The following is a 23,180-nucleotide window of genomic DNA, read 5'->3' as shown; positions in this document are numbered from 1 at the left end:
ACGCCGAAGCGAGCCCCATGGCGAGGAAGCGCGCCTTTGTTGCAAACAGGGCAAAGAGTCAAGCAAACTGCGGGTTTTGGGAGAGGTAAAATAATACCTCTTAGCTAAACCTGCTTGCCGAGCCGGTGCGCGCCCCACGCCGTGCAGGCCACCAACAAGGCGCCGGTGAGTTGGTGGAGGACCGCGATCCAGATCGTCACGCCGCTCATTACCGTGGCGATGCCGAGCACGATCTGCGTGCCGAAGGCGCTGTGGATCGCGACAGAGACCGGGCGCGCGCCAGCCCTGCGCAACTTGCGCCCCATCACGACGAGCACCGCGACGACGGCCCAGGCCCACCAGCGGTGGATGAAGTGGACGAGGTAGGGATCGGAGAAGAAGGCGTGCGCCGCGCCGAGCGACCACTCGATACCAGCCGGGAAGAACGCGCCCTGCATCAGCGGCCAGACGTCCCAATTGAACCAGCCGCCCCCTGCGACGGTGCCGGCGCGCATGCCAGCGAGCAGTGCGCCGTAGAACAGCTGCACCAGCAGCATGGCAAGCGCGAGCGCGGCGAAGCCGGTGAGCCTTGCGCGGGGTTCGCCGCGCGACAGCGCCCGCAGGTCGAGCATCGTCCACACGACACCCGCGAGCGTCGTCAGCGCCACGAGCAAGTGCGCGGCGAGGCGGAAATGGCTGACCTTGATATCGTGGGCGATGCCGGACTTCACCATCCACCAGCCAACCGCGCCCTGCAGCGCGCCCAGCGCCAGCAGCGCGAGGAGGCGCGGTTTGTAGCCCGCCGGGATCCGACCGCGCAGCCAGAACCACGCAAGCGGCAGCGCGAAAGCCATACCGATCGCGCGCGCGAGCAAGCGGTGCACCCACTCCCAGAAGAAGATGAACTTGTAGGTGGCCAGCGTCATGCCAGCAGGGCCATTGACGAGCACATACTGCGGCGTCTGCTGGTACTTGGCGAACTCTGCCTGCCAGTCTGCCTCGGTCAGTGGCGGGAGCGCGCCGGAAACGGGCTTCCATTCGGTGATCGAAACACCCGATTCAGTGAGGCGGGTGATCCCTCCGACAACCACGATGGCAACGATCATCAGGGCGACGACCATGAGCCAGCGTGCAAGCGCCAGCGGCGCAGGGTTGGCGGTGCGGTTACGGGCCGGGGCCATGGCTACAGCGTCCATGGCCGCGCCTCTGCTCGCCAAGGCGCTGAAACGCAAGCGCCAATGGGGGCATGCGCAGCTACGAGAATAAGGGAATCACCGGAGTGCCGGATGAGCATTGCGTTATGTGATACTATTACATATAGACCCTGCCATGAAAGAACGCCCCGACTCCTCCGCCAAGATGCTGCGCGGCCGGTTTGACCGGCTGGGCGTGCTCATCAGCGGACTGTGCATGGTGCACTGCGTGGCGGGGCTGTTCCTGATCGGCGTGCTGGGTCTGGGCGGCGGCGTGCTTCTCAATCCGGCGATCCACCGCTTCGGGCTGGTTGCGGCTTTTCTCGTCGGGATGTTCACCATCGGCGCAGGCGCGCTGCGCCATGGTCATCGCCTGCCGCTCGCGCTCGGCACCACCGGCCTTGCGCTGATGGCCGCAGCGATTGTCAGCGACCACGGCGCGGGCGAAGCGCTGCTCACGATCTGCGGCGTGGTGCTTGTGGCCTCTGCCCATATTGTCAACCTGCGTCGGAACGGTTGCTGACGGCTTGCGCCGCACGTAGCGGGCGCTAAAGCCCCCGGCTATGTCGACCGAACTCTCCCTGACCATCAACGGCGAACCGCGCCGCTCCGCGCCCGGTTCGATTGCCGATCTCGTGCGCAGCCTAGAGCTTGATCCCGCCAAGGTAGCGGTCGAGCGCAATGGCGAGATCGTGCCGCGCTCGACGCTCGCTGCCGTGAACATCGCGGACGGCGACGTGCTGGAAATCGTGCATTTCGTTGGCGGCGGGCAGGATGACGACACCTGGACGGTTGCGGGCCGCACCTTCCGCTCGCGCCTGATCGTCGGCACCGGCAAGTACAAGGACTTCGCGCAGAACGCGGCGGCCGTGGAAGCTTCGGGCGCAGAGATCGTCACCGTGGCGGTGCGCCGGGTCAATGTCAGCGATCCCAAGGCGCCGATGCTGACGGACTATATCGACCCGAAGAAGATCACCTACCTCCCCAACACCGCCGGCTGTTTCACCGCCGAAGACGCGATCCGCACGCTGCGGCTGGCGCGCGAGGCGGGCGGCTGGGATCTGGTCAAGCTCGAAGTGCTGGGCGAGGCGCGCACGCTCTATCCCAACATGATCGAAACCATCCGCGCGACCGAAGTGCTGGCCAAGGAAGGCTTCCTGCCGATGGTCTACTGCGTCGATGATCCGATCGCGGCCAAGCAACTGGAAGATGCGGGCGCCGTTGCGGTCATGCCGCTGGGCGCGCCGATCGGCTCCGGACTTGGCATCCAGAACCGCGTGACAATCCGCCTGATCGTGGAAGGCGCGAAAGTGCCGGTGCTGGTCGATGCAGGCGTGGGTACGGCGAGCGATGCCGCGGTCGCGCTGGAACTCGGCTGCGACGGTGTGCTGATGAACACCGCGATTGCCGAAGCCAAGGATCCGATCCGCATGGCCCGCGCCATGAAGGCGGCGGTCGAAGCCGGGCGCGATGCCTACCTTGCCGGGCGCATGGGCACCCGCAAGTACGCCGATCCGTCGAGCCCGCTGGCGGGGCTGATCTGACATTTCATTTGCGCTGAGGCGCACCATCGGATCAACCTGCGCCCCGGGGACTGACGGAGCACCGCGTGGGGGATACGGGCGAGATAGACGTGGCGCGTCGCGCCATGAACAAGGCGATGCTGCGCATCTTGCCGTTCCTGCTGCTCGCCTACATCATGGCCTATATCGACCGCGTGAATGTCAGCTTCGCGGCGCTGCAGATGAACGTCGATCTGGGCTTCAGCGCCACAGTCTACGGCTTTGGCGGCGGGCTGTTCTATATTGGCTACGCGCTGTTCGAGATCCCATCGGGCGCGATGGCATCCCGCTTCGGCCCGCGCCAATGGCTGGCCCGGATCATGATTACCTGGGGCTTGCTGGCGGTGGGGATGATTTTCATTCGCAGCGCGCAGCAGTTCTACCTCATGCGGTTCCTGCTGGGCGCTGCCGAAGCCGGGTTCTTCCCGGGCATCGTCTACTACCTCTCGCACTGGTTCCCGAAGGCCTACCGGGGACGCGCGGTGAGCCGCATCTATATCGCCCCGGCGCTGGCGGGGGTGGTGATGGGAGCAACCGCTGCGCCGCTGCTGGGGCTCGACGGCCTTGGCGGATGGCGCGGGTGGCAATGGGTGTTCCTTGCCCAAGGACTGCCCGCGGTCCTCATGGGCCTCGCCATCCTGCGCTTCCTGCCCGACCGGCCAGACGAAGTGGACTGGCTGGAGCCGGACGAAAAGGCCTGGATCGCCGATGTGCTGGCGCGCGATGCGGCGCTGATTGGCCATGCCGACCGGCATGACCTGCTCGCAGTCCTCGCCAATCCGACAGTCTGGCTGCTCGGTTGCACGGGATTCCTGCTCAATGGAGCGATGAACGGCTTTGTTCTTTCGGCCCCGGCCATTCTGGCGGCGAACGGCGGGCTTGATACGAAGACAATCGGCTGGCTGGTGAGCCTTGGCGGCTTCAACGGAGCGATCGTGATCCTGCTTGCCGGCTGGTATTCGGACCGGACGGGAGACCGGCTGCGCTATGCAGCGGCCTTTGGCGCCATAGCCGGGCTCGGGCTGCTGCTGATCGGCCTCGCCCCCTCACCCGGCGCGGTCGTGGCCGGATACCTCATGCAGACGGCGGTGAGCTTTGCAGCCGGCGGGCTGGTCATCGCCTCGTGGCCGGACGCGCTGCCGGTGCGCCAGCTTGCAATGGGCAGCGGCGCGATCAACACGCTGTGGCAATTGGGCTCGTTCGGCTCGCCCTATGCGTTCGGCGCGGTGCGCGATACAACGGGGAGCTACCACGCGGGCCTGCTCGGCTCGGCAGGTCTCGCGCTGGTCTACGCCGGATATGTGCTCTTCGTCAGAGCCCGCATCCGGCGCATGCAAAACCGCTAGATCAGCCCGCGATCCCCGCCGCCGCCAGCACCGCCAGCGTCAGGATATCCGGCGCAATCGAGGTCATCGCCGCGATCTGGACGGGCTTTTCCATGCCGATCAGCATCGGACCGATCACCGCATTGCCGGCAAGTTCGCGCAGCAGCTTGGCGGAGATGTTGGCCGATTGCAGGCCGGGCATGATGAGGACGTTGGCCGGGCCGGAGAGGCGGCTGAACGGATAGCTTGCCATGACCTTCGGATTGAGCGCGGCATCGGGCGCCATCTCGCCTTCGTATTCGAAGTTGGGCTTCTGCTCATCGAGGATGGCGACAGCGCCGCGGATTTCATCAAGCCAGCGGCCGCTGGGGTTGCCGAAGGTGGAGTAGGACAGGAACGCCACGCGCGGTTCATGCCCCATGCGGCGGGCAACAGCCGCGGTTTCGGTGGCAATATGCGCAAGCTCGGTCGCATTCGGACGCTCGTTCACGGTCGTATCGGCGAGGAACACGGTGTAGTTCTTCGCGATCATCATGTGGATGCCGAACGGCAGGTGGCCGGGCTTGGGATCAAGCACCTGGCGCACTTCCTTGATCGTCTGCGCGAACGTGCGGGTCATGCCCGAGATCATCGCATCGCCGTGGCCAAGCGCGACGAGCAGCGAGGCGAACACGTTGCGGTCCTGATTGACCATGCGCCGCACGTCACGCTCCATGAAGCCGCGCCGCTGCAGCCGCTCATAGAGGTACGAGACCATTTCAGGCACGAGCGGCGAAACCGCCGAATTGTGGATCTCGAAGCTGTCCGGATCGCCCACGCCGAGTTCGGTAAGCAGGTTGTGCACCGCCTGCGTACGGCCGACGAGCACCGGCGTGCCATAGCCGAAATCGCGGTACTGGATCGCCGCTCGCAGCACGACTTCGTTCTCCGCCTCGGCAAAGACGACGCGCTTGGGGTTCTCCTTGACCTGCTCATAGACGCTGGTGAGCGCACCGGTGGTAGGATTGAGACGCGCCTTGAGCTCGGTGCGGTAGGCGTCGAAGTCCTCGATCGGCTTTTGCGCCACACCCGAATCCATCGCCGCCTTGGCGACGGCGGAGGAGACGACTTCCATCAAACGCGGATCGAACGGCGCGGGGATGATGTAGTCGAGCCCGAAGGTGTGGTTCTGCCCATAGGCGGCGGCCACTTCCTCGGGCACCGGTTCGCGCGCCAGTTCGGCGATGGCGCGCGCGGCGGCGATCTTCATTTCCTCGTTGATGGCAGTCGCCCGCACATCAAGCGCGCCGCGGAAGATGAAGGGGAAGCCAAGCACGTTGTTGACCTGGTTCGGATAGTCCGAACGGCCAGTGGCGACGATGCAATCCGGGCGCGCCGCCTTGGCTTCGGGCGGGGTGATTTCCGGATCGGGGTTGGCCATCGCGAAGATGATCGGCTGCGGCGCCATCTTCTTGACCATCTCCTGCGTCACGGCGCCCTGCACGGAAAGACCGAGGAAGATGTCTGCGCCCTCCATCGCTTCTTCCAGCGTGCGCTTGGACGTATCGATGGCGTGGGCGGACTTGAACTGGTCGACACCGGCGCGGCCGATGTAGATCACGCCCTTGCTGTCGCACATCGTCACGTTGGTGTGGCGCACGCCCATCGCCTTGATCAGCGCGGTGCAGGCAATCGCGGCAGCGCCCGCGCCGTTCACGACGACCTTCACGTCCGCCAGATTGCGGCCAGTGAGGAAGCAGGCATTGAGCAGGCCGGCGGCGGAAATGATCGCCGTGCCGTGCTGGTCATCATGCATCACCGGGATCTTGAGGCGCTCCTTCAGCGCCTGTTCGATGATGAAGCACTCGGGCGCCTTGATGTCTTCAAGGTTGATCCCGCCGAAGCTCGGTTCCATCAGCGCGACCGCATCGATGATGGCCTGCGGGTCTTCTGTCGCCAGTTCGATGTCGATCGAATCGACATCGGCGAAGCGCTTGAACAGCACCGCCTTGCCTTCCATCACCGGCTTCGAGGCGAGCGCGCCGAGATTGCCGAGGCCGAGGATGGCCGTGCCGTTGGAGATCACCGCGACGAGGTTGCCCTTCGCGGTATAATCATAGGCGGTGGCGGGGTCTTCCGCGATGGCGCGGACCGGCACGGCAACGCCGGGCGAATAGGCGAGGCTGAGATCGCGCTGCGTCGCCATCGGCTTCGAGGCGATGATCTCGATCTTACCGGGGCGAATCGTGTTGTGGTAGAACAGCGCTTCACGTTCGGTGAAGCGGACATTGCTCTCGTCGGTCATCAAATCCCCCCTCGGCGCGCGAGCATTCCGGTGCCAGGCAGACGAATGCTGCCCGTTTACAAATCCTTAGAGCGCCAGTTCGGAAAACCCAAGGGCCGGACCGCGAAAAGGAGGCTACGGCCTTCCTGCCAGACAAGCTGCAGCCGTGAATCCGGATGGCGCGGCATGTCCGTATCGATCAGCCAGACATAGTCCACGCGGTCGATCGGTGCGTACTTGAGCGCGGTATCCACGCTGCGCAGGCGGCCGCCGCGGCAGGCGCGAGACCAAACGAATTCCGACGGATCAGCGGTGAAATTGCGGCCCGGACGGAAACGCGGGATTACCATGTGAAGGCCCGGAACCGCCCAGTTGTCGTTGACCCAGGCCTGCCGATAAAGGCTGGCGAGGCTGGCCAGATGGTCGCGCCGGGTGTTGCGCCACGATTCTTCGACGCAGGAATGCTCGACGAAAGCGAGCACGCGGCTGCCCGGCTCGACGTGGTGAAGCGCGGAAAGCTGCTTGCGATAGTCGTCGGCATATTCAGCAAAGCTGGCGGCAGTGACGACAAGCCGCGTCCCGAGCAACAGTGCCCCGACCAGCGCGATCTTGCGCGCGCGCTCAGCCGGCACACCGCTCCAGTCCTGCAGGCCAAGCGCAAGCATGCAGGCGACCGGGAGCAGGCGCACATCGACAAAGGCGCTGCCATTGATGTCGCTGGGGATCGCGATAAACAGCAGGAACACGAGCAGGCCCGGCAGGCCCAGCTGCCACTTCCACCGCGCACCGAGCGCCCAGCCGAACAGGATCAGCGCAAAGCAGGCAATGGTGGTTGCGCCATCGAGCAGCAGGGACTGATCGCGCAGCGTGAGCACGAAGTACCAGGCCTTCTGATCCCAGCGCCAGCGATTCATGCTGCGCGCCGGATCGGGCGAGAGGTACTTCCACAGGATGATCGTGACCACCGTTGCGACGAGCGGCCAGCACAGGATGAACAACCGCTTGGCGATCGCGCGCCAGTCCTGCTCATCGCGCAGGCGGCGCCATTCGGACGGGCGCCACCAGCCGGCAGGCAGGCGGTCAATCTCGCGGCCCAGCGCATTGGCGCCGATCAGCAACCCGAGGAGCAACCCGCCGATGGCGTGGCACAGCATCGCAAGCGGCTGCGCGACGATCAGCAGCGCGGCACGCTGTTTCGGCTTGTCCTCAAGCCAGACGGCGATGGCGAAGGCCATCAGCGAAAGGCCGGTGGCGAGGATATAGTTGAGGAAGCCGGTGAGCAGCGGAAAGCTGAACACGAACATCAGCGCCCAGGGCGCACCGTGCCCACCCTTGGGATTGAGCACGCGGATCGTGGCGAGGCAGCCGCCGGCAAACAGGCCCGTTGCCAGCACCGTGCTCCACCAGCCAGCCGCGAGGATGCCGAACTGCGCGCCGATCAGCTTCGCCAGCACATCGCCGCCGATGTTGAGCGTGAAGACCCACTTCCACGAGAAGTACTTGAGCAGCGGATTGCCCGGGCGTGCCGCTTCGATCGCGGCAGCGCCCATGTGGCCCGGCACGTCGATCAGCGGCGGCACTTCGACAAGCGCGAAGGGCAGGCAGACCAGCAGGACGATGATCGCGATGCCGGGCGCGCTGAGCCACGGCAGGGCCACCGCACGCTCCCAAAGCCCCCGCAGGCTCATCGCAATGGTCTTCTCGCGGACTTGCATCAACCCCAGTTCACTTTCGCAGCGGCGTCAGCCGGGATGGCCGATTGGCCATCCACCAGACCCCCGGGAGCACCCGCCCCCCAAGAACCTCAGAAGCATCCGCCCAGCCCATGCCCGGAAATGTCGATATCCGGTGTCGATCGTTTGAGAAACCCGCGCCGCTGGTCTAGCCACGGCGGCTGTGAGTTCCCATGCCCCAACTCCGATGATGGCGCAATATCTAGCGCTAAAGGCGCAGGCCGATGGCTGCCTGCTGTTCTACCGCATGGGCGACTTCTTCGAGCTGTTCTTCGAGGACGCAAAAATCGCAGCCAGCGTGCTCGATATTGCGCTGACAAGCCGGGGCGAACATGGCGGTGCACCCATCCCGATGTGCGGGGTGCCGGTCCATTCGGCGGAAGGCTACCTCGCCCGCCTGATCCGCGCCGGGTGCCGCGTGGCGATTGCCGAACAGACCGAGACGCCGGAAGAAGCGCGCAAACGTGCGGGTTCCAAGGCGCTAGTGGCACGCGACATCGTGCGCTTCGTGACTGCGGGAACGCTCACCGAGGACGCCTTGCTCGAACCGCGCCGCGCCAATGTGCTGGCGGCAGTCTGTGCGGTGCGCGGCATGGCGGGGATTGCCGCCTGCGACATCTCGACCGGGCGGATGGAGCTGGAGGAATGCGCGCCCGAGACGCTGCCCGCCGCGCTCGCCCGGCTTGGCGCGACCGAGCTCGTCATGGCGGAGGAAAGCGGCTTCGATCTGCCCGAGGCAGCATCTCGCCCGACCCGCGCCTTCGATTCGGAGCGCGGTGCGGCGAGGCTGATGGCCTTGCACGGAGTGGCGACGCTCGACGGCTTCGGCACATTCAGCCGCGCCATGCTGGCGGCGGCGGCGGGGCTGATCGACTATCTCGAGCATGTCGGGCGCGGCAATCTGCCGTTGCTCCTCCCCCCGGTGGTGCGCGAGGCGCGCGCGTTCATGGCGATGGACGAAGCGACCCGGGCAAGCCTCGAAATCCTCTCCGCATCGGGAGGAGGCCGCAAGGGTAGCCTGATCGAGGCCATCGACCGCTGCGTGACGAGCGCGGGCGCGCGCCTCCTTGCAGAAGACCTCGCCGCACCGCTTACTGACCTTGCAGCGATCCGCGCGCGGCTCGAACTCGTCAGCTGGCTGCATGACGATCCGCTGCTGCGCGGTGACTTGCGAGCCGTGCTGCGCGCCGCTCCGGATGTGGGCCGCGCGCTCGGGCGTGTAGTGGCGGGGCGAGGCTCTCCCCGCGATCTTGGCCAGTTGCGCGATGGCCTTGCCGAAGCACAGCGATTGCAAGCCCTGCTCGCCGCCCGAGCGGACCGTCCGGCGCTCGCGGACGCGCTGGTTCCCGCGCTTGGCGGCCACGGCGCGCTGATCGATCTGTTTTCGCGCGCGCTGGTTCCCGCCCCGCCGACCGAGCGCGCCAGCGGCGGCTTCATCGCAGCGGGCTATGATGCGGCGCTCGATGCCCTGCGCGATGCGGCGGGCAACTCGCGCCGGGCGATCGCGGCCCTCGAAGCCCGTTACCGCGAGGAGACCGGCACACCCTCGCTCAAGATTCGGCACAACGGCGTGCTCGGTTACTTCATCGAAGTCCCCGCGCGCCATGCGGATCGGCTGATGCAGCCAGACAGCGGCTTCACCCACCGCCAGACGATGGCGGGCGCGGTGCGCTTCAATGCGCTCGCGCTGCACGAGGAAGCCAGTCGGATCGCCGAGGCCGGTGGCCATGCGCTTGCGGCGGAGGAGGCGCATTTCGAGGATCTGACCGCGCGGGCCATCGCGGCGCGCGAGGCGATTGCGACCACAGCAGCGGCGCTCGCGCGGATCGACGTGGCAGCGGGACAGGCCGAGCGCGCGGCGGAAGGCGGCTGGTGCCTGCCGCACCTTTCCGACGACACCGCGCTATCCATTCGCGGCGGGCGGCATCCGGTGGTCGAGGCCGCACTGGCGGCGCGCGGCGAGCGGTTTGTCGCCAACGACTGCCAGCTCTCCCCGCGCGACCGGCTGTGGCTGATCGGCGGCCCCAACATGGGCGGCAAGTCCACCTTCCTGCGCCAGAACGCGCTGATCGTGATCCTTGCGCAGGCGGGTGGGTTCGTGCCTGCGGAGGCCGCGGAGATCGGCATCGTCGATCGCCTGTTCAGCCGCGTCGGCGCGGCGGACAACCTCGCGCGCGGACGCTCGACTTTCATGGTCGAGATGGTCGAAACCGCTGCGATCCTCGCGCAGGCGGGCGAACGCAGCTTCGTGATTCTCGACGAGGTGGGGCGCGGCACCTCGACCTACGACGGCCTCGCGCTCGCTTGGGCGGTGGCCGAGGCCGTGCACGAAGTGAACCGCTCGCGCTGCCTCTTTGCGACGCACTATCACGAACTCGCGCGGCTCGCCGAGACCTGCGACGCGCTCTCGCTCCACCATGTCCGGGCGCGCGAGTGGAAGGGCGATCTTGTGCTGCTGCACGAGCTGACCGAAGGCCCGGCGGACAAGAGCTACGGCCTTGCCGTCGCGCGGCTTGCCGGAGTTCCGGCGCCGGTGGTCAAGCGCGCGAAATCGGTGCTCGACCGGCTGGAGAAAGGCCGCGCCGCGACCGGCGGGCTGGCGGCGGGGCTGGATGACTTGCCGCTGTTTGCAGCCGCCATCGAAGCGGCGGAAGAGAAGGTCGATGCCCTTCGCGAGAAGCTTTCCGCCATCGACATCGATTCGCTCAGCCCGCGCGCGGCACTCGATCTGCTATATGATCTGAAGCGCGAGCTATGAGGCGGTGGCGCACACTCCTGCTGGTGCTGCTGGCATGCCTCGCCGCGCCGCTTGCCGCGAAGCCGCCAGCCAAGCCCGTCCAGCTCGATCAGGAGCTCTACCGCACCGTGGTCGAGCGAGTGCGCGGCGGTGAGAATTTCTATCCGGCGACGATGGCCGCACAACGCGAGCGGACCTATCCGGTACAACCCGCGCTGGCCGTCCGCCCGCCAACGATGACGTATTGGCTTGCGCTGTTCCCGGGCACCGCTACCCGCACCGCCGCACTGATCTTGCTGCTGTTCGGCGCGCTTATCGCCCTCCGGCAAAGCCTGTCGGACCGGCCACCGGCAGAAGCGCTCAGCGTGGTTGCGCTGGCAGTGGCGGGGCTGTTTGGCGCGTTCTTTCCCGACAACGTCTATCTCCACGAGCAGTGGAGCGTGCTGCTGATCATGCTGTCGCTGGCGGCCTACCGGCGGCCATGGCTGATGATCGGCCTTGCCTTCCTCGCCGTGCTGGTGCGCGAAACCTCGCTGGCGTGGCTTGCTGCGATCGCGGTTTACGCGGTGTGGCAGCGCGACTGGAAACGCGCCTCAATGGCCGTTGGGGCCATCGCACTCGCAGCCGGACTCTGGCTGATCCATGCGCAGTTCGTGGCGGCTGAGGTTCGGCCCGGCGACCTCACCTCCCCCGGCTGGGTCCGCTTCGGCGGGTTGCCGCTGGTGATCGACGCGCTGCGCCGGAATCTCGTGCTGACCGGCCTGCCCGGCCCGCTGGTATTGGCGCTTGTCGCAGCCTCCCTTGCCGCAATGCTGCGCTGGGGCCGCGAGATGGAGCGCATTGCAGCCATCGGCAGTGCCGGCTTCCTTGCTGCGCTCACGGTATTTGGCCGGCCGGACAACGGCTACTGGGGTTTCATGGCCGCGCCGTTCGTGCTGCTGGGCTTGCCGCTGCTGGTGCGGCAAGGGCGCGTCCTCTTCAGACGCTGAGGAACATTCCCGCGAGGGCAGCGCTCATCAGGTTGCTGAGAGCCCCGGCTGCCAGCGCCTTCAGGCCGAGCTTGGCGATCACCGGGCGCTGGTTTGGCGCGAGGCTGCCGGAAACGGCCATCTGGATCGCGATCGAGCTGAAGTTGGCAAAGCCGCACAAGGCGAACGTCACGATGGCGACGGTGTGGGCGGACAGGTCCTTCGCGGCGCCGAGATCGATGAAGGCGACGAATTCGTTGAGCACGATCTTGGTGCCGAACAGACCGCCCGCCTGCGCCGCCTCCGCCCAGTTCGGTGCGCCGAGAAGGAGGAAGACCGGGGCGAAAATCGCGCCGAGGATCTGCTGGAACGACAGCCCCGGATAGCCGATATACGCGCCGAGGGTGCCGAGGAGGCCGTTGGCCATCGCCACCAGCGCCACGAATGCCAGCACCATCGCACCTACCGCCACGGCAAGCCGCACACCGGTCTGCGCGCCCTGGCTGGCGGCCATGATGAGGTTGGCGGGGCGTTCCTCATCGGGCGCTGCGACGGCAATATGCGGGTTCGGCAGATCGGCATCGACGGGCGCGTCCGGTTGCGGCGGTGTGTCGGGCATGATCAGCTTGGCCATCAGCACCCCGCCCGGCGCCGACATGAACGCGGCGGCGACGAGGTAGTCCACCCGGATACCCATCGCGGCATAGGCGGCAAGGATCGTCCCCGCGACACCGGCCATGCCCACGCTCATCACCGTGAAGATCTGCGCCGGGGCGAGCGAGGCGAGATAGGGCCGGATCACCAGCGGCGATTCGCTCTGGCCGACGAAGATATTGCTGGCCGCGCACAGTGCTTCGACCCGGCTAATCCCGGTGATCTTCTCGAGGCCACCGCCGATCCAGCGGATCACCAGCTGCATGATGCCGAGGTAGTAGAGGATCGAAATCAGCGCAGCGAAGAACACGATCGTCGGCAGCGCGGCGATGGCGAAACTGCGCCCGCCGATGGCCGGATCGGCGAGCGGGCCAAACAGGAACGCGACGCCCGCCTTGGCATAGCCGAGCAGCCCTTCCACCCCTGCCGAAGCCCCCAGCAAGGCGGCATTGCCCGGCGGAAAGTAGAGCACCAGTGCGGCGAAACCGGCCTGCAGCGCGAAAGCGGGGCCAACTACCCGCAGCCTGATGGCCCTGCGATTGGAGGACAACAGGACCGCCACGGCGAGAATCAGCGCCATGCCGGCGAGGCTCATCAAAACGCGCATCGCTGGCCCGCAGCTCCTACCCAAAACCTTGTCCGGCATGGCTTAAACGGGATTTGGCGCAGGGTCAAAATCCCGCTAACCGTTGCAGATGCAAGACCAGCCCCGCGCCGCCGTCCCTTCGCCATCGGGCATCCCGACCTCGCTGTTCGCCTTCTCGCTGCTATATGGCGGGCTTGTCGTGCTGGCGGGTGTGCTGGGCACCAAGATCGCCGCGCTCGGGCACTGGCCGGTGCTCGGTGATCTCGCCGTCGAGAGCGGGATCTTCGCCTTCCTGCTGCTTGTGGTGATGGCAAGCGCTGTGGCCGAACTGTTCGGGCAGGATGTCGCCAACCGGCTCGTGCGCTTTGGTTTCGTGCCGCTGATTTGCTCGATGCTGCTGCTGACCTTCGTTATCAACGCGGTCCCGCCCGCGCCGTTCTGGGGCGATCAGGAAGCCTATGCCCGCCTCCTCGGCCAGGGCGCGCGGATGCAGTTCGCGGGGCTCATTTCCTACGGCACCTCGCAGACGCTCAATGTCTATGTGTTCTCGCGGCTTGCCGGCGGGCGCGGGCGCCTGCTGATCCTGCGCGCGTGGATCGCCAGCCTCCTCAGCCAGATGGTCGATACGCTGATCTTCATCACCATCTCGTTCGCCGGGGTGAAGGATGCCGCGGGCGTGCCGCTGCCGATCGGGGAAATCATGACCGGGCAGATCGCCTCCAAGCTGCTGCTTTCCACGATCATGGTGCCGCCGCTGATCTGGGCCTTCGTGAAGCTGGGGCGCTGGATGGACGGCGAACGCTAGAAATATTGCGCCGCCGCGCCGCTTGGTCCAAAGCGCGGCGCATCATGGCTACCACGCACGAACCCGCCGCCGACGACGCCGCCCACCACAAGGCTATGCTCGCCAAGGCCGAAACGCTGACCGAGGCGCTGCCGTACCTGCAGCGATACGCGGGCAAGACGTTTGTCGTGAAGTATGGTGGCCACGCGATGGGCGATCCTGACCTTGCGCAGGACTTTGCCGAAGACATCGTGCTGCTCAAGGCGATCGGCATCAATCCGGTGGTCGTTCACGGCGGCGGCCCGCAGATCGGTCGGATGCTGAAGGCGCTGGGGATCGAATCGCGGTTCGTCGATGGCCTGCGTGTCACCGACAAGCAGACCGCTGAAGTTGCCGAGATGGTGCTGGCAGGCGCGATCAACAAGGAACTCGTCAGCTGGATCGCGCGTGCAGGCGGCAAGGCCATCGGCATTTCCGGCAAGGACGGCGGCATGGTGATCGCCCGCAAGGTCGAGGCCAAGAAGGCCCCCAAGGCGATCAACGACAAGGACAGCGGCGAACAGATCGTCGTCGATCTCGGCTTCGTGGGTGAACCCGCGCGGATCGATACCACGGTGATCGATACCATCACCGCCGCGAACATGATCCCAGTGATCGCCCCCATCGGTGTGGGCGAGGACGGCGAGACCTACAACATCAATGCCGACACCATGGCGGGCGCGATCGCGGCGGCGCTGGGCGCGGCGCGGCTGTTCCTGCTGACCGACGTGCCGGGGGTGCTCGACAAGGAACGCCGCCTGCTGACCGACCTTACCCCGGCAGACATCAACCGCCTTGCCGAGGACGGCACGATCAGCGGCGGCATGATCCCCAAGCTCGAAACCTGCGTCCACGCGGTCGAAGCCGGGTGCGAGGCGGCAGTCGTGCTCGACGGGCGGGTGCCGCATGCCATGCTGATCGAGATCTTCACCGCACGCGGCGCGGGTACGCTGATCCGGGCCTGAGGGTTTCCCGACTTCGCCAACTTTGCGCGCACAAGCTCTGGACAAATTTGTATGCAACACATACAAGTTTGTCCATCGCCGTCGGTCGTTCGGCGAGGGAGCCCTTGTGGGGCGGGGAGAGGGTCGGCTAGGAGCAGGCCTCCTCGCTGACATAGGAAATGCGAAATGCTGTTGTTCACGCTGATCTCTGCCATTTCGCAGCTGATCGACATCGTCGTGATGGTGGTGATTGTGCAGTTCGTGCTGAGCCTGCTGATCGCCTTCAATGTGGTGAACACGCACAACAAGGCGGTTTCCGCCGTGTGGACCGCGCTGAACGCAATCCTTGATCCGCTGCTGAACCCGATCCGCCGGGTCATGCCGAATACGGGGGGCGTCGACTTTTCGCCGATGATCCTGATCTTCGGCCTGCGGCTCCTCGTCCAGCTGCTTTACTACCTCGCGATGGCGGCCACTTCGATCTGATCCAACCAGCCATAGAAAGTGCCGAGATGACTGCCGCGATTATCGATGGGAAGGCCTTTGCCGCGAACCTGCGCGGCAAGGTTGGTGAACTGGCCGCCGCATTCGAGGCGAAGGCTGGCCGCAAGGCGGGCCTTGCCGTGGTGCTGGTGGGCGAAGATCCGGCCAGCCAGGTCTATGTCCGTTCCAAGGGCAAGCAGACAGTGGAAGCCGGGATGGCGAGCTTCGAGCACCGCCTGCCAGCCGAAACGGCGGAGGCCGACCTTCTCGCGCTGGTCGAACAGCTCAACACCGATCCCGCCGTCGATGGCATCCTCGTCCAGCTGCCGCTGCCCGGCCATATGGACGAGCAGAAGGTCATTTCCGCGATCAACCCGGACAAGGACGTCGATGGCTTCCATGTCATCAGCGCGGGTAGGCTCGCTGTCGGCCAGCCGGGCTTCGTGCCCTGCACACCGCTGGGGTGCCTGATGCTGCTGAAGGACCGCTTGGGCTCGCTTTCGGGCCTTGATGCCGTTGTGATCGGCCGCTCCAACATCGTCGGCAAGCCGATGGCGCAGCTGCTGCTGGCCGAAAGCTGCACCGTGACGATCGCGCATAGCCGCACGAAGGATCTGCCCGCTGTGGTGCGCCGTGCCGATATCGTGGTGGCGGCGGTGGGCCGTCCCGAAATGGTCAAGGCGGACTGGATCAAGCCCGGCGCAACCGTCATCGACGTCGGCATCAACCGCGTGCCTGCCGCCGAGGAAGGCAAGACGCGGCTGGTAGGCGATGTCGGCTATGCCGGCGTGATGGAAGTTGCCGGCGCGGTGACGCCGGTGCCGGGCGGCGTGGGCCCGATGACGATTGCCGTGCTGCTGCGCAATGCGCTGGTGGCGGCCTATCGCAATGCCGGACTGGAACTGGCTGCGGACGCAATCTGAGGGAAGACCCACCCCCAACCCCTCCCGCTTGCGGGAGGGGAGAAGAAAGCACGACCTTAACTCCCCTCCCGCAAGCGGGAGGGGTCGGGGGTGGGCCTGGCGCTTCCCCTTGGCACGCACCTGCTCTAGGCTGCGACGCATGAAGCGCCTGATCCCCCTCGCCGTGCTGGCCCTCGCTGCATCCGCCTCTGCACAGGATCCGCGCTCGGCGCCGGGTTTTGGCGGCGGGATCACCCCCATCGGCAACCCCAGCGCGCTGATCGCGTCGGAAAGCGCCTTCGCGCGGCTGGCGCGCGAGAAGGGGCAGTGGACGGCCTTTGCCGCGACGGCGACCGACGAGGCGGAAATGTTCGTGCCGCAGCGAACGCTGGCCAAGGCCTGGCTCAAGGGCCGCGCCAATCCGCCGCAAGCGGTGCAGTGGCAGCCCAGTTCGGTGTGGATGAGCTGCGATGGCAGCGCAGGCGTGACCTTTGGCGGCTATCAGGCCGGCAGCGCCAACGGCTGGTTCTCCACCGTGTGGCAGCGCCAGAAGAAGAAGGGTGACTACAAGTGGGTCCTCGATCAGGGCGGAGACCTGACGGCGCCGCTGGCAGGCGCTGACTTCATCACCGGCAAGGTGGCGGACTGCGTGCCGCGCCCCCGCCGCAATCCGCTGGCGGATGAGCCCCCGCCCCCACCCAAGCTGCCCAAGGGCACGCCGCCGCCGATGCGCCCGCTCCCCGGACCGATCCCGCCGCTGGCAGCCGTGCCCGGTGTGGATAGCAAGGATGGCCGCTCGATCGACGGCACGCTGGTCTGGCGCTCCACCGTGCTGCCCGGCGGTACGCGTGAATGGACCGTATGGATGTGGCAGGACGGCAAGATGAACGAAGTGCTGAAGCGCACGGAAGTCGCGAAGAACGAAGGTTGATCTGATGCTGGCCCTGTTTCTTTCCGCCTTCACGACGCTGTTCGTGGTGATCGACCCGCCCGGCTGCGCGCCGATCTACGCCGGGCTGACGGCCAATGCCACGCCGCGGCAGGCCTTCATCATGGCCGTTCGCGCGTGCCTGATCGCCAGCGGCATCCTCGTGGTGTTCGCGCTGTTCGGCGAAGACCTGCTGGGCGCGCTCCACATCGAGCTCGACAGCTTCCGCATTGCGGGCGGGATCATGCTGTTCATGATCGCCATCGACATGGTGTTCGAAAAACGCACCGAGCGGCGCGAGGAGCGGGCGGAAAAGGTCCGCACGCAGCAACCGCACGTGGAGGATGTCTCGGTCTTCCCGATGGCCATGCCGATGCTGGCGGGGCCGGGCTCGATCGCTTCGGTCATGCTGCTTACCGCGCGGGCGCATGGCCTGCAGGAAACGCTGGTGATCCTTGGCGCGCTGGCGGCTGTGATGACGCTGAGCTTCATCGCGCTGGTGGCGGCACGTCCGATCATCCGCATGCTGGGATCGCAGGTGGAAGCGGTGATCACCCGGCTGCTGGGCGTCCTTCTCGCGGCGCTGGCCGCGCAGTTCGTGATCGACGGGATCAAAGCGCAGTTCTAGCTCCCCTCCCGCATGCGGGAGGGGTCGGGGGTGGGCCAGCTACTGCAGCGTCACCCGCCCATCATCGGAATCGCGCCTGCCGAAGAACTGCATCAGTTGAACGAGCAGCTCGCACCGCGCGGCAAGGGTGTCCGCTTCGAGCAAAGCCTGCTTGGCGGCAGCATCGAACGGGGCGATCTGCGAGACGCCGTTGATCAGCGACACGTCATCGAGCCGGCCGACCGAATCCCAATCGACCGAATAGCCCTGCGCTTCGGCAAAGCGGCGCGCTTCGCGCTCGAATGAAGCGCGCTCGACGGCGCTGAGGCTGGCTCCGGCGTCATCCTCGATCAGTTCGGCCTCGATCTGGCGGAACGGCGTCGTCACATCGAGTTCGCGCAGCATGCGGAAGCGCGAGATGCCTTCGAGGATGACGTTGTAGCGCCCGTCCTCCATCGCCTCGACTTCGCCGATCTTGCCAACACAGCCGATCTGGAACAGCGGCGCGCCATCATACTGGCCTTGCGGCTGGATCATCGCGATGCGCCGATCCCGCACCAGCGAATCGGAGATCATCGAGCGGTAGCGCGGCTCGAAGATGTGCAGCGGCAGCTGCAGCCCCGGGAACAGCAGCGCGCCCGTCAGCGGGAAGATCGAGAGACGCACGGGTTTGCCTGCCTCGCCCATGGCCTAACCGAACAGCACGGTGGAAAGCTTGCGCCGGGTGGCGGCGACCCACGGATCTTCAAGGCCGATGGCTTCGAAGATCTGGAGCAGGCGCGTGCGGGCAGCGCCATCGTTCCAAGCACGGTCGCGCGCGACCATGCCGAGCAGGAGGCTGGCGGCGCCGTCGCGGTCTCCAGCGGCGTAGAGGCCGTTGGCGAGGGCGAGTTCGGCGTCCATGTCACCCGGATTGGCGCTGGCGGCAGCGCGCAGGCCATCAAGTTCGCTGGGTTCCGGCGCATCGGCAGCCAGCGCGAGGGCCGAGCGGGCCTGCGCCAACGCCGGATCGTCCGCCAGCTTGGGATCGAGCGAGGCAAGCACGTCCTCCGCCGCGGCCTTGTCACCCGCCAGCAGCAGCGCGCGAATCAGGCCGGAGAAGGCAGCGGCGTTATCGGGCGCGATCTCTGCGATCTGCGAAAAGATGCCGACGGCGCGTTCGCCATCACCGCCTGCCAGCACTTCCTCACCCATGGCGAGGAGCGGGGCGATATCCTGCGCGGGCTCGTCACCGGCCTGGATGGGCAGACGCGCAAGCATCTGATCGAGCATCAGGCGCAGCTGCGATTCGCTGCGCGCGGGCGTGAGGTCTGCCACCGGCTGGCCCTGGAACATGGCATAGACGGTGGGGATCGAGCGCACCTGAAACTGCGCGGCGATGAACTGTTCCTCATCGACGTTGACCTTGGCGAGGACGACGCCCTTGTCCGCATATTCGCCGCAGACCTTTTCGAGCACCGGGGTGAGCGCCTTGCACGGGCCGCACCATTCCGCCCAGAAATCGAGCACGACGAGCTTGGTCATCGAAGGTTCGACCACGGCCTTGCGGAAGCGGTCTACCGCTTTCTGTTCTTCGAGATTGAGGCCAAGGCTTGCCACTGGATCGTCTCCGCAACTGGATGTCGTGATTCCCCATGTGGGAAGCGGGGGCCATTCGGCAAGGGCATTTGCGGGCAAGCAGGGCCGGGATGGCCCCGACACGCATTTTTGCTGTTGCGCAGGCCAGAGAGGGAAGCTAAGGGCGCACCTCACCCCGGTCGGGGGCCTTCTGGCAGCCCGATCCGAAACGCACGAGCGGGCGTAGCTCAGGGGTAGAGCACAACCTTGCCAAGGTTGGGGTCGAGGGTTCGAATCCCTTCGCCCGCTCCAGTTTCCTTCCCAAACATCGCGATTGTCTCGCAGCCCTCCGACGGGCTGAGAGCGATTCGTTGCGTCCCCAATTTAGGTCAGGTTGACACAGTTGACACAGTCCTGAGCGAAAACTCCGGGCGGGGTCGGCAGCGGCCTCTTGCGGCTGGATTTCGCGGGATTGACGGGGGTCAAGGAGCATCGCGCCGGATTACCGCAGGACGCGGCGTGTAGGACAGGGGTTGCGCGCCGGTCTGGCTGCGGCCTTGCATCGAAGCCCTTGTTTTCACGCCCGCCAGCGATAGGCTTCGCGGGCGGAGCGGCCCTTGGCGGCCAGCCCCTGATTCCATGCCCGGGCGCCAGACCCGGCGGGACAAACGAGAGGAACGACGATGACCGGCGAACTGCCTGCGCACCCCTACAAGGATTATTACGGCAACTTTATCGGCGGACGCTGGGTCGATGCCGCAGACGGGCGGCGGTTCGACAATCCCTCTCCGATCACCGGGCAGGTCATCACGTCGCTGGCGCGCTCCTCTGCCGCCGATGTCGAAGCCGCGCTTGACGCAGCACACGCTGCCAAGGATGCATGGGGGCGGACGAGCCCGGCCGAGCGCGCGCTGATCCTCAACCGGATCGCCGACCGCATGGAAGCGAACCTCGCGCTGCTGGCGGCGGCGGAGACCTGGGACAACGGCAAGCCGATCCGCGAGACCATGGCGGCGGACATGCCGCTCGCCATCGATCACTTCCGCTATTTCGCCGGGTGCATCCGCGCGCAGGAAGGCGGCATTTCCGAGATCGATCACGACACGATCGCCTACCACTTCCACGAACCGCTCGGCGTCGTCGGCCAGATCATTCCGTGGAACTTCCCGATCCTGATGGCGGTGTGGAAGCTGGCGCCCGCGCTCGCCGCTGGCAACTGCGTGGTGCTGAAGCCTGCCGAGCAGACGCCTGCTTCGATCCATGTGCTGCTGGAACTGATCGCGGACCTGCTGCCGGCGGGCGTGCTCAACGTGGTCAACGGCTTTGGCCTCGAAGCAGGCAAGCCGCTGGCGCAGAGCCGCCGCATCGCCAAGATCGCCTTCACCGGCGAGACGACGACCGGCCGCCTCATCATGCAATATGCCAGCGAGAACCTGATCCCCGTCACGCTGGAACTGGGCGGCAAATCGCCCAACATCTTCTTCGCCGACGTGATGGATGCGGACGACGACTTCTTCGACAAGGCGCTCGAAGGCTTTGCCATGTTCGCGCTCAATCAGGGCGAAGTCTGCACCTGCCCGAGCCGGGCGCTGATCCAGGAATCGATCTACGACCGCTTCATGGAGCGCGCGATCGCCCGCGTGGAGAAGATCGTGCAGGGCAGCCCGCTCGATGCATCGACGATGATCGGCGCGCAGGCTTCTTCGGAGCAGATGGAGAAGATTCTCTCCTACTTCGAGATCGGCCGTGGCGAAGGCGCCAAGGTGCTGACGGGCGGCGAACGCGCGGTGCTGCCGGGCGCCATGGCGGGCGGCTTCTACATCAAGCCGACGATCCTTGAAGGCCACAACAAGATGCGCGTGTTCCAGGAAGAAATCTTCGGACCCGTGGTGGCGGTGACGACTTTCAAGGACGCCGAGGACGCACATGCCATTGCCAACGACACGCTCTATGGCCTTGGCGCGGGCGTGTGGACACGCAACGGCACGCAGGCATACCGGACGGGCCGCGCGGTGCAGGCCGGGCGCGTGTGGACCAATTGCTATCACGCCTATCCGGCGCACGCGGCGTTCGGCGGCTACAAGCAATCGGGCATCGGGCGCGAGAACCACAAGATGATGCTCGACCACTACCAGCAGACCAAGAACCTGCTGGTGAGCTACAGCCCCAAGGCGCTGGGCTTCTTCTGAGCCAATGAGCGGCGTTTCCGCCACGCCGGAAGCGCTGGCCCTGCTCGGCGCAATCGTCGCCGAGCATGGGCCGGTGCTGTTCCACCAATCGGGGGGGTGCTGCGATGGCTCCTCCCCGATGTGCTACCCTGCGGGCGAGTTCCGCGTGGGTGCCGGGGACGTGCTGCTGGGCGAGGTGGGCGGCATGCCCTTCTACATCGGCGCGCAGCAGGCGGAGGCGTGGGCCAGCAATCTGGACCTTCTGCTCGATGCCGTGCCGGGGCGCGGGGGCATGTTCAGCCTGGACAACGGGCGTGAGAAGCGGTTTCTGATCCGCAGCGGGGCGTGTGCGGTTTAGGTTTGGATGACCGCTCTCGACCCCGTAGCGGTCATTTGGCTAGTCCGGATATTCGATGCCCAGGTCCTCCAGTGACCTGAAGCGCCGAAGCCCGACCTGATCAAACTCGTCGCGCTCGTGGGACCGAACTACGCCGAGCCTTCTGAGCCCTTCATTGATCGGTGACTTTCCGCCCTTCGAGGTCTTTTCATACAATTCAGCGAGCGGCGATCCAGCCGAAGGCGTTTCGGTCGATTCTGCGCCCCACCACGTTAACTGGCCATTCTCGAAATAGGCGGCGCTCTGCCCCCCAATTCCACCGAAGTATTCCGTTTCGACGTAAAGAGTTGGACCACTTAGCGCGGCCGCAATCCTCTGGGCCATCAGCGGCGTTAGGTACGTGAACCCGTTGATCGCCGGTTCTATCGAAATCGCGAGATCATCAAGGCGCTGCTCATCTAACGGGATGATGACGAGACCGAACGAAAGCTCCGTTGGTGCGGGTGAACCAAGCCGAGCAACGAGACTTTTCAAGGCTTCATTGGTGCCGATTAGCGCGTTGATGTGGTGTCCCATCAAACGAACTTATCAGCAGAGGATGTGGGTGCAACGGCAGCTAACCACCAATCCCAGACACCCCGCTAGCGGCTGAACCTGTCCGCCCCGCTCACCGCTGGCCGCAGGGCTTCGAGCCCGAGGCCTGAACAACCGGCAGCAGGATCCACGGGAACAGGCCCGCAAAGAACACGGCCTGCGCGGGCACTGCCGCAGCAGGGGGGAAGATGAAGAACGCGAAGGCGCCCCAGGCGAGGAGCAGGGCCCAGCCGAGCAACCAGCTTTCCAGCCATTCCGGCCGGGCGTTGAGGCGTTCGAAGCAGAGATGCAAGGCGAGCGGGCGGGTGCGGGCGAGTTTCATCGGTCTGGCTTTCAGAAACCCAGCTCGGTGAGGCTGGGATAATCATCGGGGCGGCGGCTGAGCGGCCAATCGAGCTTGCGTTCGTCGGCGCGGATGGGGTGTTCGTTGATGCTGGCGATGCGGCGGCGCATGAGGCCGTGTTCGTCGAATTCCCAGTTCTCGTTGCCATAGGCGCGGAACCACTGGCCGCTGTCGTCGTGGTATTCATAGGCGAAGCGCACCGCGATGCGGTTCTCGGTGTAGGCCCAGAGTTCCTTGACGAGGCGGTAATCCAGCTCGCGCGCCCACTTGCGGGTGAGCAGCGCTTCGGCCGCGGCGCGGCCCTGCGCGAACTCGGCGCGGTTCCGCCACTGGGTGTCCTCGGTATAGGCGAGCGCGACGCGCTTGGGATCGCGGGTGTTCCACCCGTCTTCGGCAAGGCGCACCTTCTGGGCGGCGGTTTCAGCGGTGAACGGCGGGAGCGGCGGACGCGACATGACAGGGCCTTTCCATGAGGCTGGGAGAGGATCGGTAGA

The 23,180-nt window shown here is 66.0% G+C and carries 22 protein-coding genes and 1 tRNA gene; 14 read left to right on the top strand and 9 right to left on the bottom strand.

All coding sequences use genetic code 11. From position 1 onward, the window contains the following. Positions 1–104 precede the first annotated feature (104 nt). Positions 105–1,175, bottom strand: coding sequence for a COX15/CtaA family protein (locus tag NSE01_RS07180; protein WP_246135072.1), 1,071 nt, complete (start codon positions 1,173–1,175; stop codon positions 105–107). A gap of 133 nt (positions 1,176–1,308) precedes the next feature. Here NSE01_RS07180 and NSE01_RS07175 point away from each other — a divergent pair, with 133 nt between their 5' ends. From NSE01_RS07175 to NSE01_RS07165, 3 genes are all read left to right on the top strand, one after another. After that, positions 1,309–1,695 (top strand): MerC domain-containing protein, encoded by a 387-nt coding sequence (locus tag NSE01_RS07175; RefSeq protein WP_246135071.1) that lies wholly within the window; start codon positions 1,309–1,311, stop codon positions 1,693–1,695. 40 nt (positions 1,696–1,735) lie between these two features. Then, a complete protein-coding gene (gene thiS / locus NSE01_RS07170) occupies positions 1,736–2,716 on the top strand; it encodes a sulfur carrier protein ThiS (protein WP_147158903.1) in 981 nt (326 codons plus the stop codon). An 89-nt stretch (positions 2,717–2,805) separates the two neighbouring features. Further along, entirely contained in the window at positions 2,806–4,080 is a 1,275-nt protein-coding gene (locus tag NSE01_RS07165) for an MFS transporter (protein WP_147158902.1), read from the top strand. A gap of 1 nt (position 4,081) precedes the next feature. Here NSE01_RS07165 and NSE01_RS07160 read toward each other — a convergent pair whose 3' ends face one another. Both NSE01_RS07160 and NSE01_RS07155 read right to left on the bottom strand, forming a co-directional pair. Continuing rightward, entirely contained in the window at positions 4,082–6,343 is a 2,262-nt protein-coding gene (locus NSE01_RS07160; RefSeq protein ID WP_147158901.1) for an NADP-dependent malic enzyme, read from the bottom strand. Positions 6,344–6,399: 56 nt separating this feature from the next. After that, positions 6,400–8,037: a hypothetical protein gene (locus NSE01_RS07155; protein ID WP_246135070.1), complete on the bottom strand. Its 1,638-nt coding sequence runs from the start codon at positions 8,035–8,037 to the stop codon at positions 6,400–6,402. Between the two features lie 205 nt (positions 8,038–8,242). On the opposite strand from NSE01_RS07155, the gene mutS reads away from it, so the two are divergent. Next, the gene (gene mutS, locus NSE01_RS07150) at positions 8,243–10,813 is read left to right on the top strand and encodes a DNA mismatch repair protein MutS (RefSeq protein WP_147158950.1); all 2,571 of its coding nucleotides are present in this window, start codon (positions 8,243–8,245) and stop codon (positions 10,811–10,813) included. Further along, a complete protein-coding gene (locus NSE01_RS07145) occupies positions 10,810–11,781 on the top strand; it encodes a hypothetical protein (protein WP_147158900.1) in 972 nt (323 codons plus the stop codon). Before mutS ends, NSE01_RS07145 begins: the two co-directional genes overlap by 4 nt. Here NSE01_RS07145 and NSE01_RS07140 read toward each other — a convergent pair. Beyond that, positions 11,771–13,021, bottom strand: coding sequence for a NupC/NupG family nucleoside CNT transporter (locus NSE01_RS07140; protein WP_147158899.1), 1,251 nt, complete (start codon positions 13,019–13,021; stop codon positions 11,771–11,773). The two genes, NSE01_RS07145 and NSE01_RS07140, sit on opposite strands and share 11 nt — an antisense overlap. 88 nt (positions 13,022–13,109) lie before the next feature. Between NSE01_RS07140 and NSE01_RS07135 the strand changes: the two genes are divergently transcribed. The 6 genes from NSE01_RS07135 to NSE01_RS07110 all read left to right on the top strand — a co-directional run bounded on the left by NSE01_RS07135 (position 13,110) and on the right by NSE01_RS07110 (position 17,708). Continuing rightward, positions 13,110–13,805 carry a queuosine precursor transporter gene (locus NSE01_RS07135; protein WP_147158898.1) on the top strand — a complete coding sequence of 232 codons (696 nt, stop codon included), beginning with the start codon at positions 13,110–13,112 and terminating at the stop codon, positions 13,803–13,805. A gap of 44 nt (positions 13,806–13,849) precedes the next feature. Next, entirely contained in the window at positions 13,850–14,788 is a 939-nt protein-coding gene (gene argB / locus NSE01_RS07130) for an acetylglutamate kinase (protein ID WP_147158897.1), read from the top strand. 165 nt (positions 14,789–14,953) lie between these two features. Next, on the top strand, positions 14,954–15,253 hold the full coding sequence (locus tag NSE01_RS07125) for a YggT family protein (RefSeq protein ID WP_147158896.1): 300 nt from the start codon (positions 14,954–14,956) through the stop codon (positions 15,251–15,253). A 26-nt stretch (positions 15,254–15,279) separates the two neighbouring features. Beyond that, positions 15,280–16,173, top strand: a complete 894-nt coding sequence (folD, locus tag NSE01_RS07120; RefSeq protein WP_147158895.1) for a bifunctional methylenetetrahydrofolate dehydrogenase/methenyltetrahydrofolate cyclohydrolase FolD — start codon at positions 15,280–15,282, stop codon at positions 16,171–16,173. A 139-nt stretch (positions 16,174–16,312) separates the two neighbouring features. Further along, complete coding sequence (locus tag NSE01_RS07115; protein ID WP_147158894.1) at positions 16,313–17,083, top strand: hypothetical protein; 771 nt, start codon at positions 16,313–16,315, stop codon at positions 17,081–17,083. Between the two features lie 4 nt (positions 17,084–17,087). Next, positions 17,088–17,708 carry a MarC family protein gene (locus tag NSE01_RS07110; RefSeq protein WP_147158893.1) on the top strand — a complete coding sequence of 207 codons (621 nt, stop codon included), beginning with the start codon at positions 17,088–17,090 and terminating at the stop codon, positions 17,706–17,708. Between the two features lie 39 nt (positions 17,709–17,747). Here the strand turns inward: NSE01_RS07110 and NSE01_RS07105 are convergent, their stop codons facing one another. Both NSE01_RS07105 and NSE01_RS07100 read right to left on the bottom strand, forming a co-directional pair. Continuing rightward, entirely contained in the window at positions 17,748–18,374 is a 627-nt protein-coding gene (locus tag NSE01_RS07105) for an LON peptidase substrate-binding domain-containing protein (protein ID WP_174812005.1), read from the bottom strand. Between the two features lie 3 nt (positions 18,375–18,377). Continuing rightward, complete coding sequence (locus NSE01_RS07100; protein ID WP_147158892.1) at positions 18,378–19,286, bottom strand: tetratricopeptide repeat protein; 909 nt, start codon at positions 19,284–19,286, stop codon at positions 18,378–18,380. 195 nt (positions 19,287–19,481) lie between these two features. Between NSE01_RS07100 and NSE01_RS07095 the strand changes: the two genes are divergently transcribed. The 3 genes from NSE01_RS07095 (at position 19,482) to NSE01_RS07085 (ending at position 21,770) form a co-directional block, all read left to right on the top strand. Next, a tRNA-Gly gene (locus tag NSE01_RS07095) sits at positions 19,482–19,556 on the top strand. A 371-nt stretch (positions 19,557–19,927) separates the two neighbouring features. Then, positions 19,928–21,433, top strand: coding sequence for an aldehyde dehydrogenase (gene adh / locus NSE01_RS07090; RefSeq protein WP_147158891.1), 1,506 nt, complete (start codon positions 19,928–19,930; stop codon positions 21,431–21,433). Between the two features lie 4 nt (positions 21,434–21,437). Continuing rightward, complete coding sequence (locus tag NSE01_RS07085) at positions 21,438–21,770, top strand: DUF779 domain-containing protein (protein ID WP_147158890.1); 333 nt, start codon at positions 21,438–21,440, stop codon at positions 21,768–21,770. Between the two features lie 39 nt (positions 21,771–21,809). Here the strand turns inward: NSE01_RS07085 and NSE01_RS07080 are convergent, their stop codons facing one another. The 3 genes from NSE01_RS07080 to NSE01_RS07070 form a co-directional block, all read right to left on the bottom strand. Next, positions 21,810–22,325 carry a hypothetical protein gene (locus NSE01_RS07080; protein ID WP_147158889.1) on the bottom strand — a complete coding sequence of 172 codons (516 nt, stop codon included), beginning with the start codon at positions 22,323–22,325 and terminating at the stop codon, positions 21,810–21,812. A gap of 91 nt (positions 22,326–22,416) precedes the next feature. Beyond that, positions 22,417–22,665: a hypothetical protein gene (locus NSE01_RS07075; RefSeq protein WP_147158888.1), complete on the bottom strand. Its 249-nt coding sequence runs from the start codon at positions 22,663–22,665 to the stop codon at positions 22,417–22,419. Between the two features lie 11 nt (positions 22,666–22,676). Further along, the gene (locus NSE01_RS07070; protein WP_147158887.1) at positions 22,677–23,141 is read right to left on the bottom strand and encodes a nuclear transport factor 2 family protein; all 465 of its coding nucleotides are present in this window, start codon (positions 23,139–23,141) and stop codon (positions 22,677–22,679) included. Positions 23,142–23,180 lie beyond the last annotated feature (39 nt).

It is taken from the genome of Novosphingobium sediminis (assembly GCF_007991615.1).
GTDB lineage: Bacteria > Pseudomonadota > Alphaproteobacteria > Sphingomonadales > Sphingomonadaceae > Novosphingobium > Novosphingobium sediminis.
Note: the sequence above shows the minus strand (reverse complement) of the source record. Positions and strands in the feature narration are given on the sequence as shown.

Excerpts from the sequence above, each read along its gene's own strand:
- NSE01_RS07155 (WP_246135070.1), bottom strand. The coding sequence starts at position 8,037 with ATGCAAGTCCGCGAGAAGACCATTGCGATGAGCCTGCGGGGGCTTTGG.
- NSE01_RS07140 (WP_147158899.1), bottom strand. The coding sequence starts at position 13,021 with ATGCGCGTTTTGATGAGCCTCGCCGGCATGGCGCTGATTCTCGCCGTG.
- NSE01_RS07160 (WP_147158901.1), bottom strand. The coding sequence starts at position 6,343 with ATGACCGACGAGAGCAATGTCCGCTTCACCGAACGTGAAGCGCTGTTC.
- NSE01_RS07115 (WP_147158894.1), top strand. The coding sequence starts at position 16,313 with ATGAAGCGCCTGATCCCCCTCGCCGTGCTGGCCCTCGCTGCATCCGCC.
- NSE01_RS07110 (WP_147158893.1), top strand. The coding sequence starts at position 17,088 with ATGCTGGCCCTGTTTCTTTCCGCCTTCACGACGCTGTTCGTGGTGATC.
- NSE01_RS07180 (WP_246135072.1), bottom strand. The coding sequence starts at position 1,175 with ATGGACGCTGTAGCCATGGCCCCGGCCCGTAACCGCACCGCCAACCCT.
- NSE01_RS07125 (WP_147158896.1), top strand. The coding sequence starts at position 14,954 with ATGCTGTTGTTCACGCTGATCTCTGCCATTTCGCAGCTGATCGACATC.
- thiS (WP_147158903.1), top strand. The coding sequence starts at position 1,736 with ATGTCGACCGAACTCTCCCTGACCATCAACGGCGAACCGCGCCGCTCC.
- NSE01_RS07070 (WP_147158887.1), bottom strand. The coding sequence starts at position 23,141 with ATGTCGCGTCCGCCGCTCCCGCCGTTCACCGCTGAAACCGCCGCCCAG.
- NSE01_RS07075 (WP_147158888.1), bottom strand. The coding sequence starts at position 22,665 with ATGAAACTCGCCCGCACCCGCCCGCTCGCCTTGCATCTCTGCTTCGAA.
- NSE01_RS07145 (WP_147158900.1), top strand. The coding sequence starts at position 10,810 with ATGAGGCGGTGGCGCACACTCCTGCTGGTGCTGCTGGCATGCCTCGCC.
- adh (WP_147158891.1), top strand. The coding sequence starts at position 19,928 with ATGACCGGCGAACTGCCTGCGCACCCCTACAAGGATTATTACGGCAAC.
- NSE01_RS07135 (WP_147158898.1), top strand. The coding sequence starts at position 13,110 with ATGCAAGACCAGCCCCGCGCCGCCGTCCCTTCGCCATCGGGCATCCCG.
- NSE01_RS07080 (WP_147158889.1), bottom strand. The coding sequence starts at position 22,325 with ATGGGACACCACATCAACGCGCTAATCGGCACCAATGAAGCCTTGAAA.
- NSE01_RS07175 (WP_246135071.1), top strand. The coding sequence starts at position 1,309 with ATGAAAGAACGCCCCGACTCCTCCGCCAAGATGCTGCGCGGCCGGTTT.
- folD (WP_147158895.1), top strand. The coding sequence starts at position 15,280 with ATGACTGCCGCGATTATCGATGGGAAGGCCTTTGCCGCGAACCTGCGC.
- argB (WP_147158897.1), top strand. The coding sequence starts at position 13,850 with ATGGCTACCACGCACGAACCCGCCGCCGACGACGCCGCCCACCACAAG.
- NSE01_RS07085 (WP_147158890.1), top strand. The coding sequence starts at position 21,438 with ATGAGCGGCGTTTCCGCCACGCCGGAAGCGCTGGCCCTGCTCGGCGCA.
- NSE01_RS07105 (WP_174812005.1), bottom strand. The coding sequence starts at position 18,374 with ATGGGCGAGGCAGGCAAACCCGTGCGTCTCTCGATCTTCCCGCTGACG.
- mutS (WP_147158950.1), top strand. The coding sequence starts at position 8,243 with ATGATGGCGCAATATCTAGCGCTAAAGGCGCAGGCCGATGGCTGCCTG.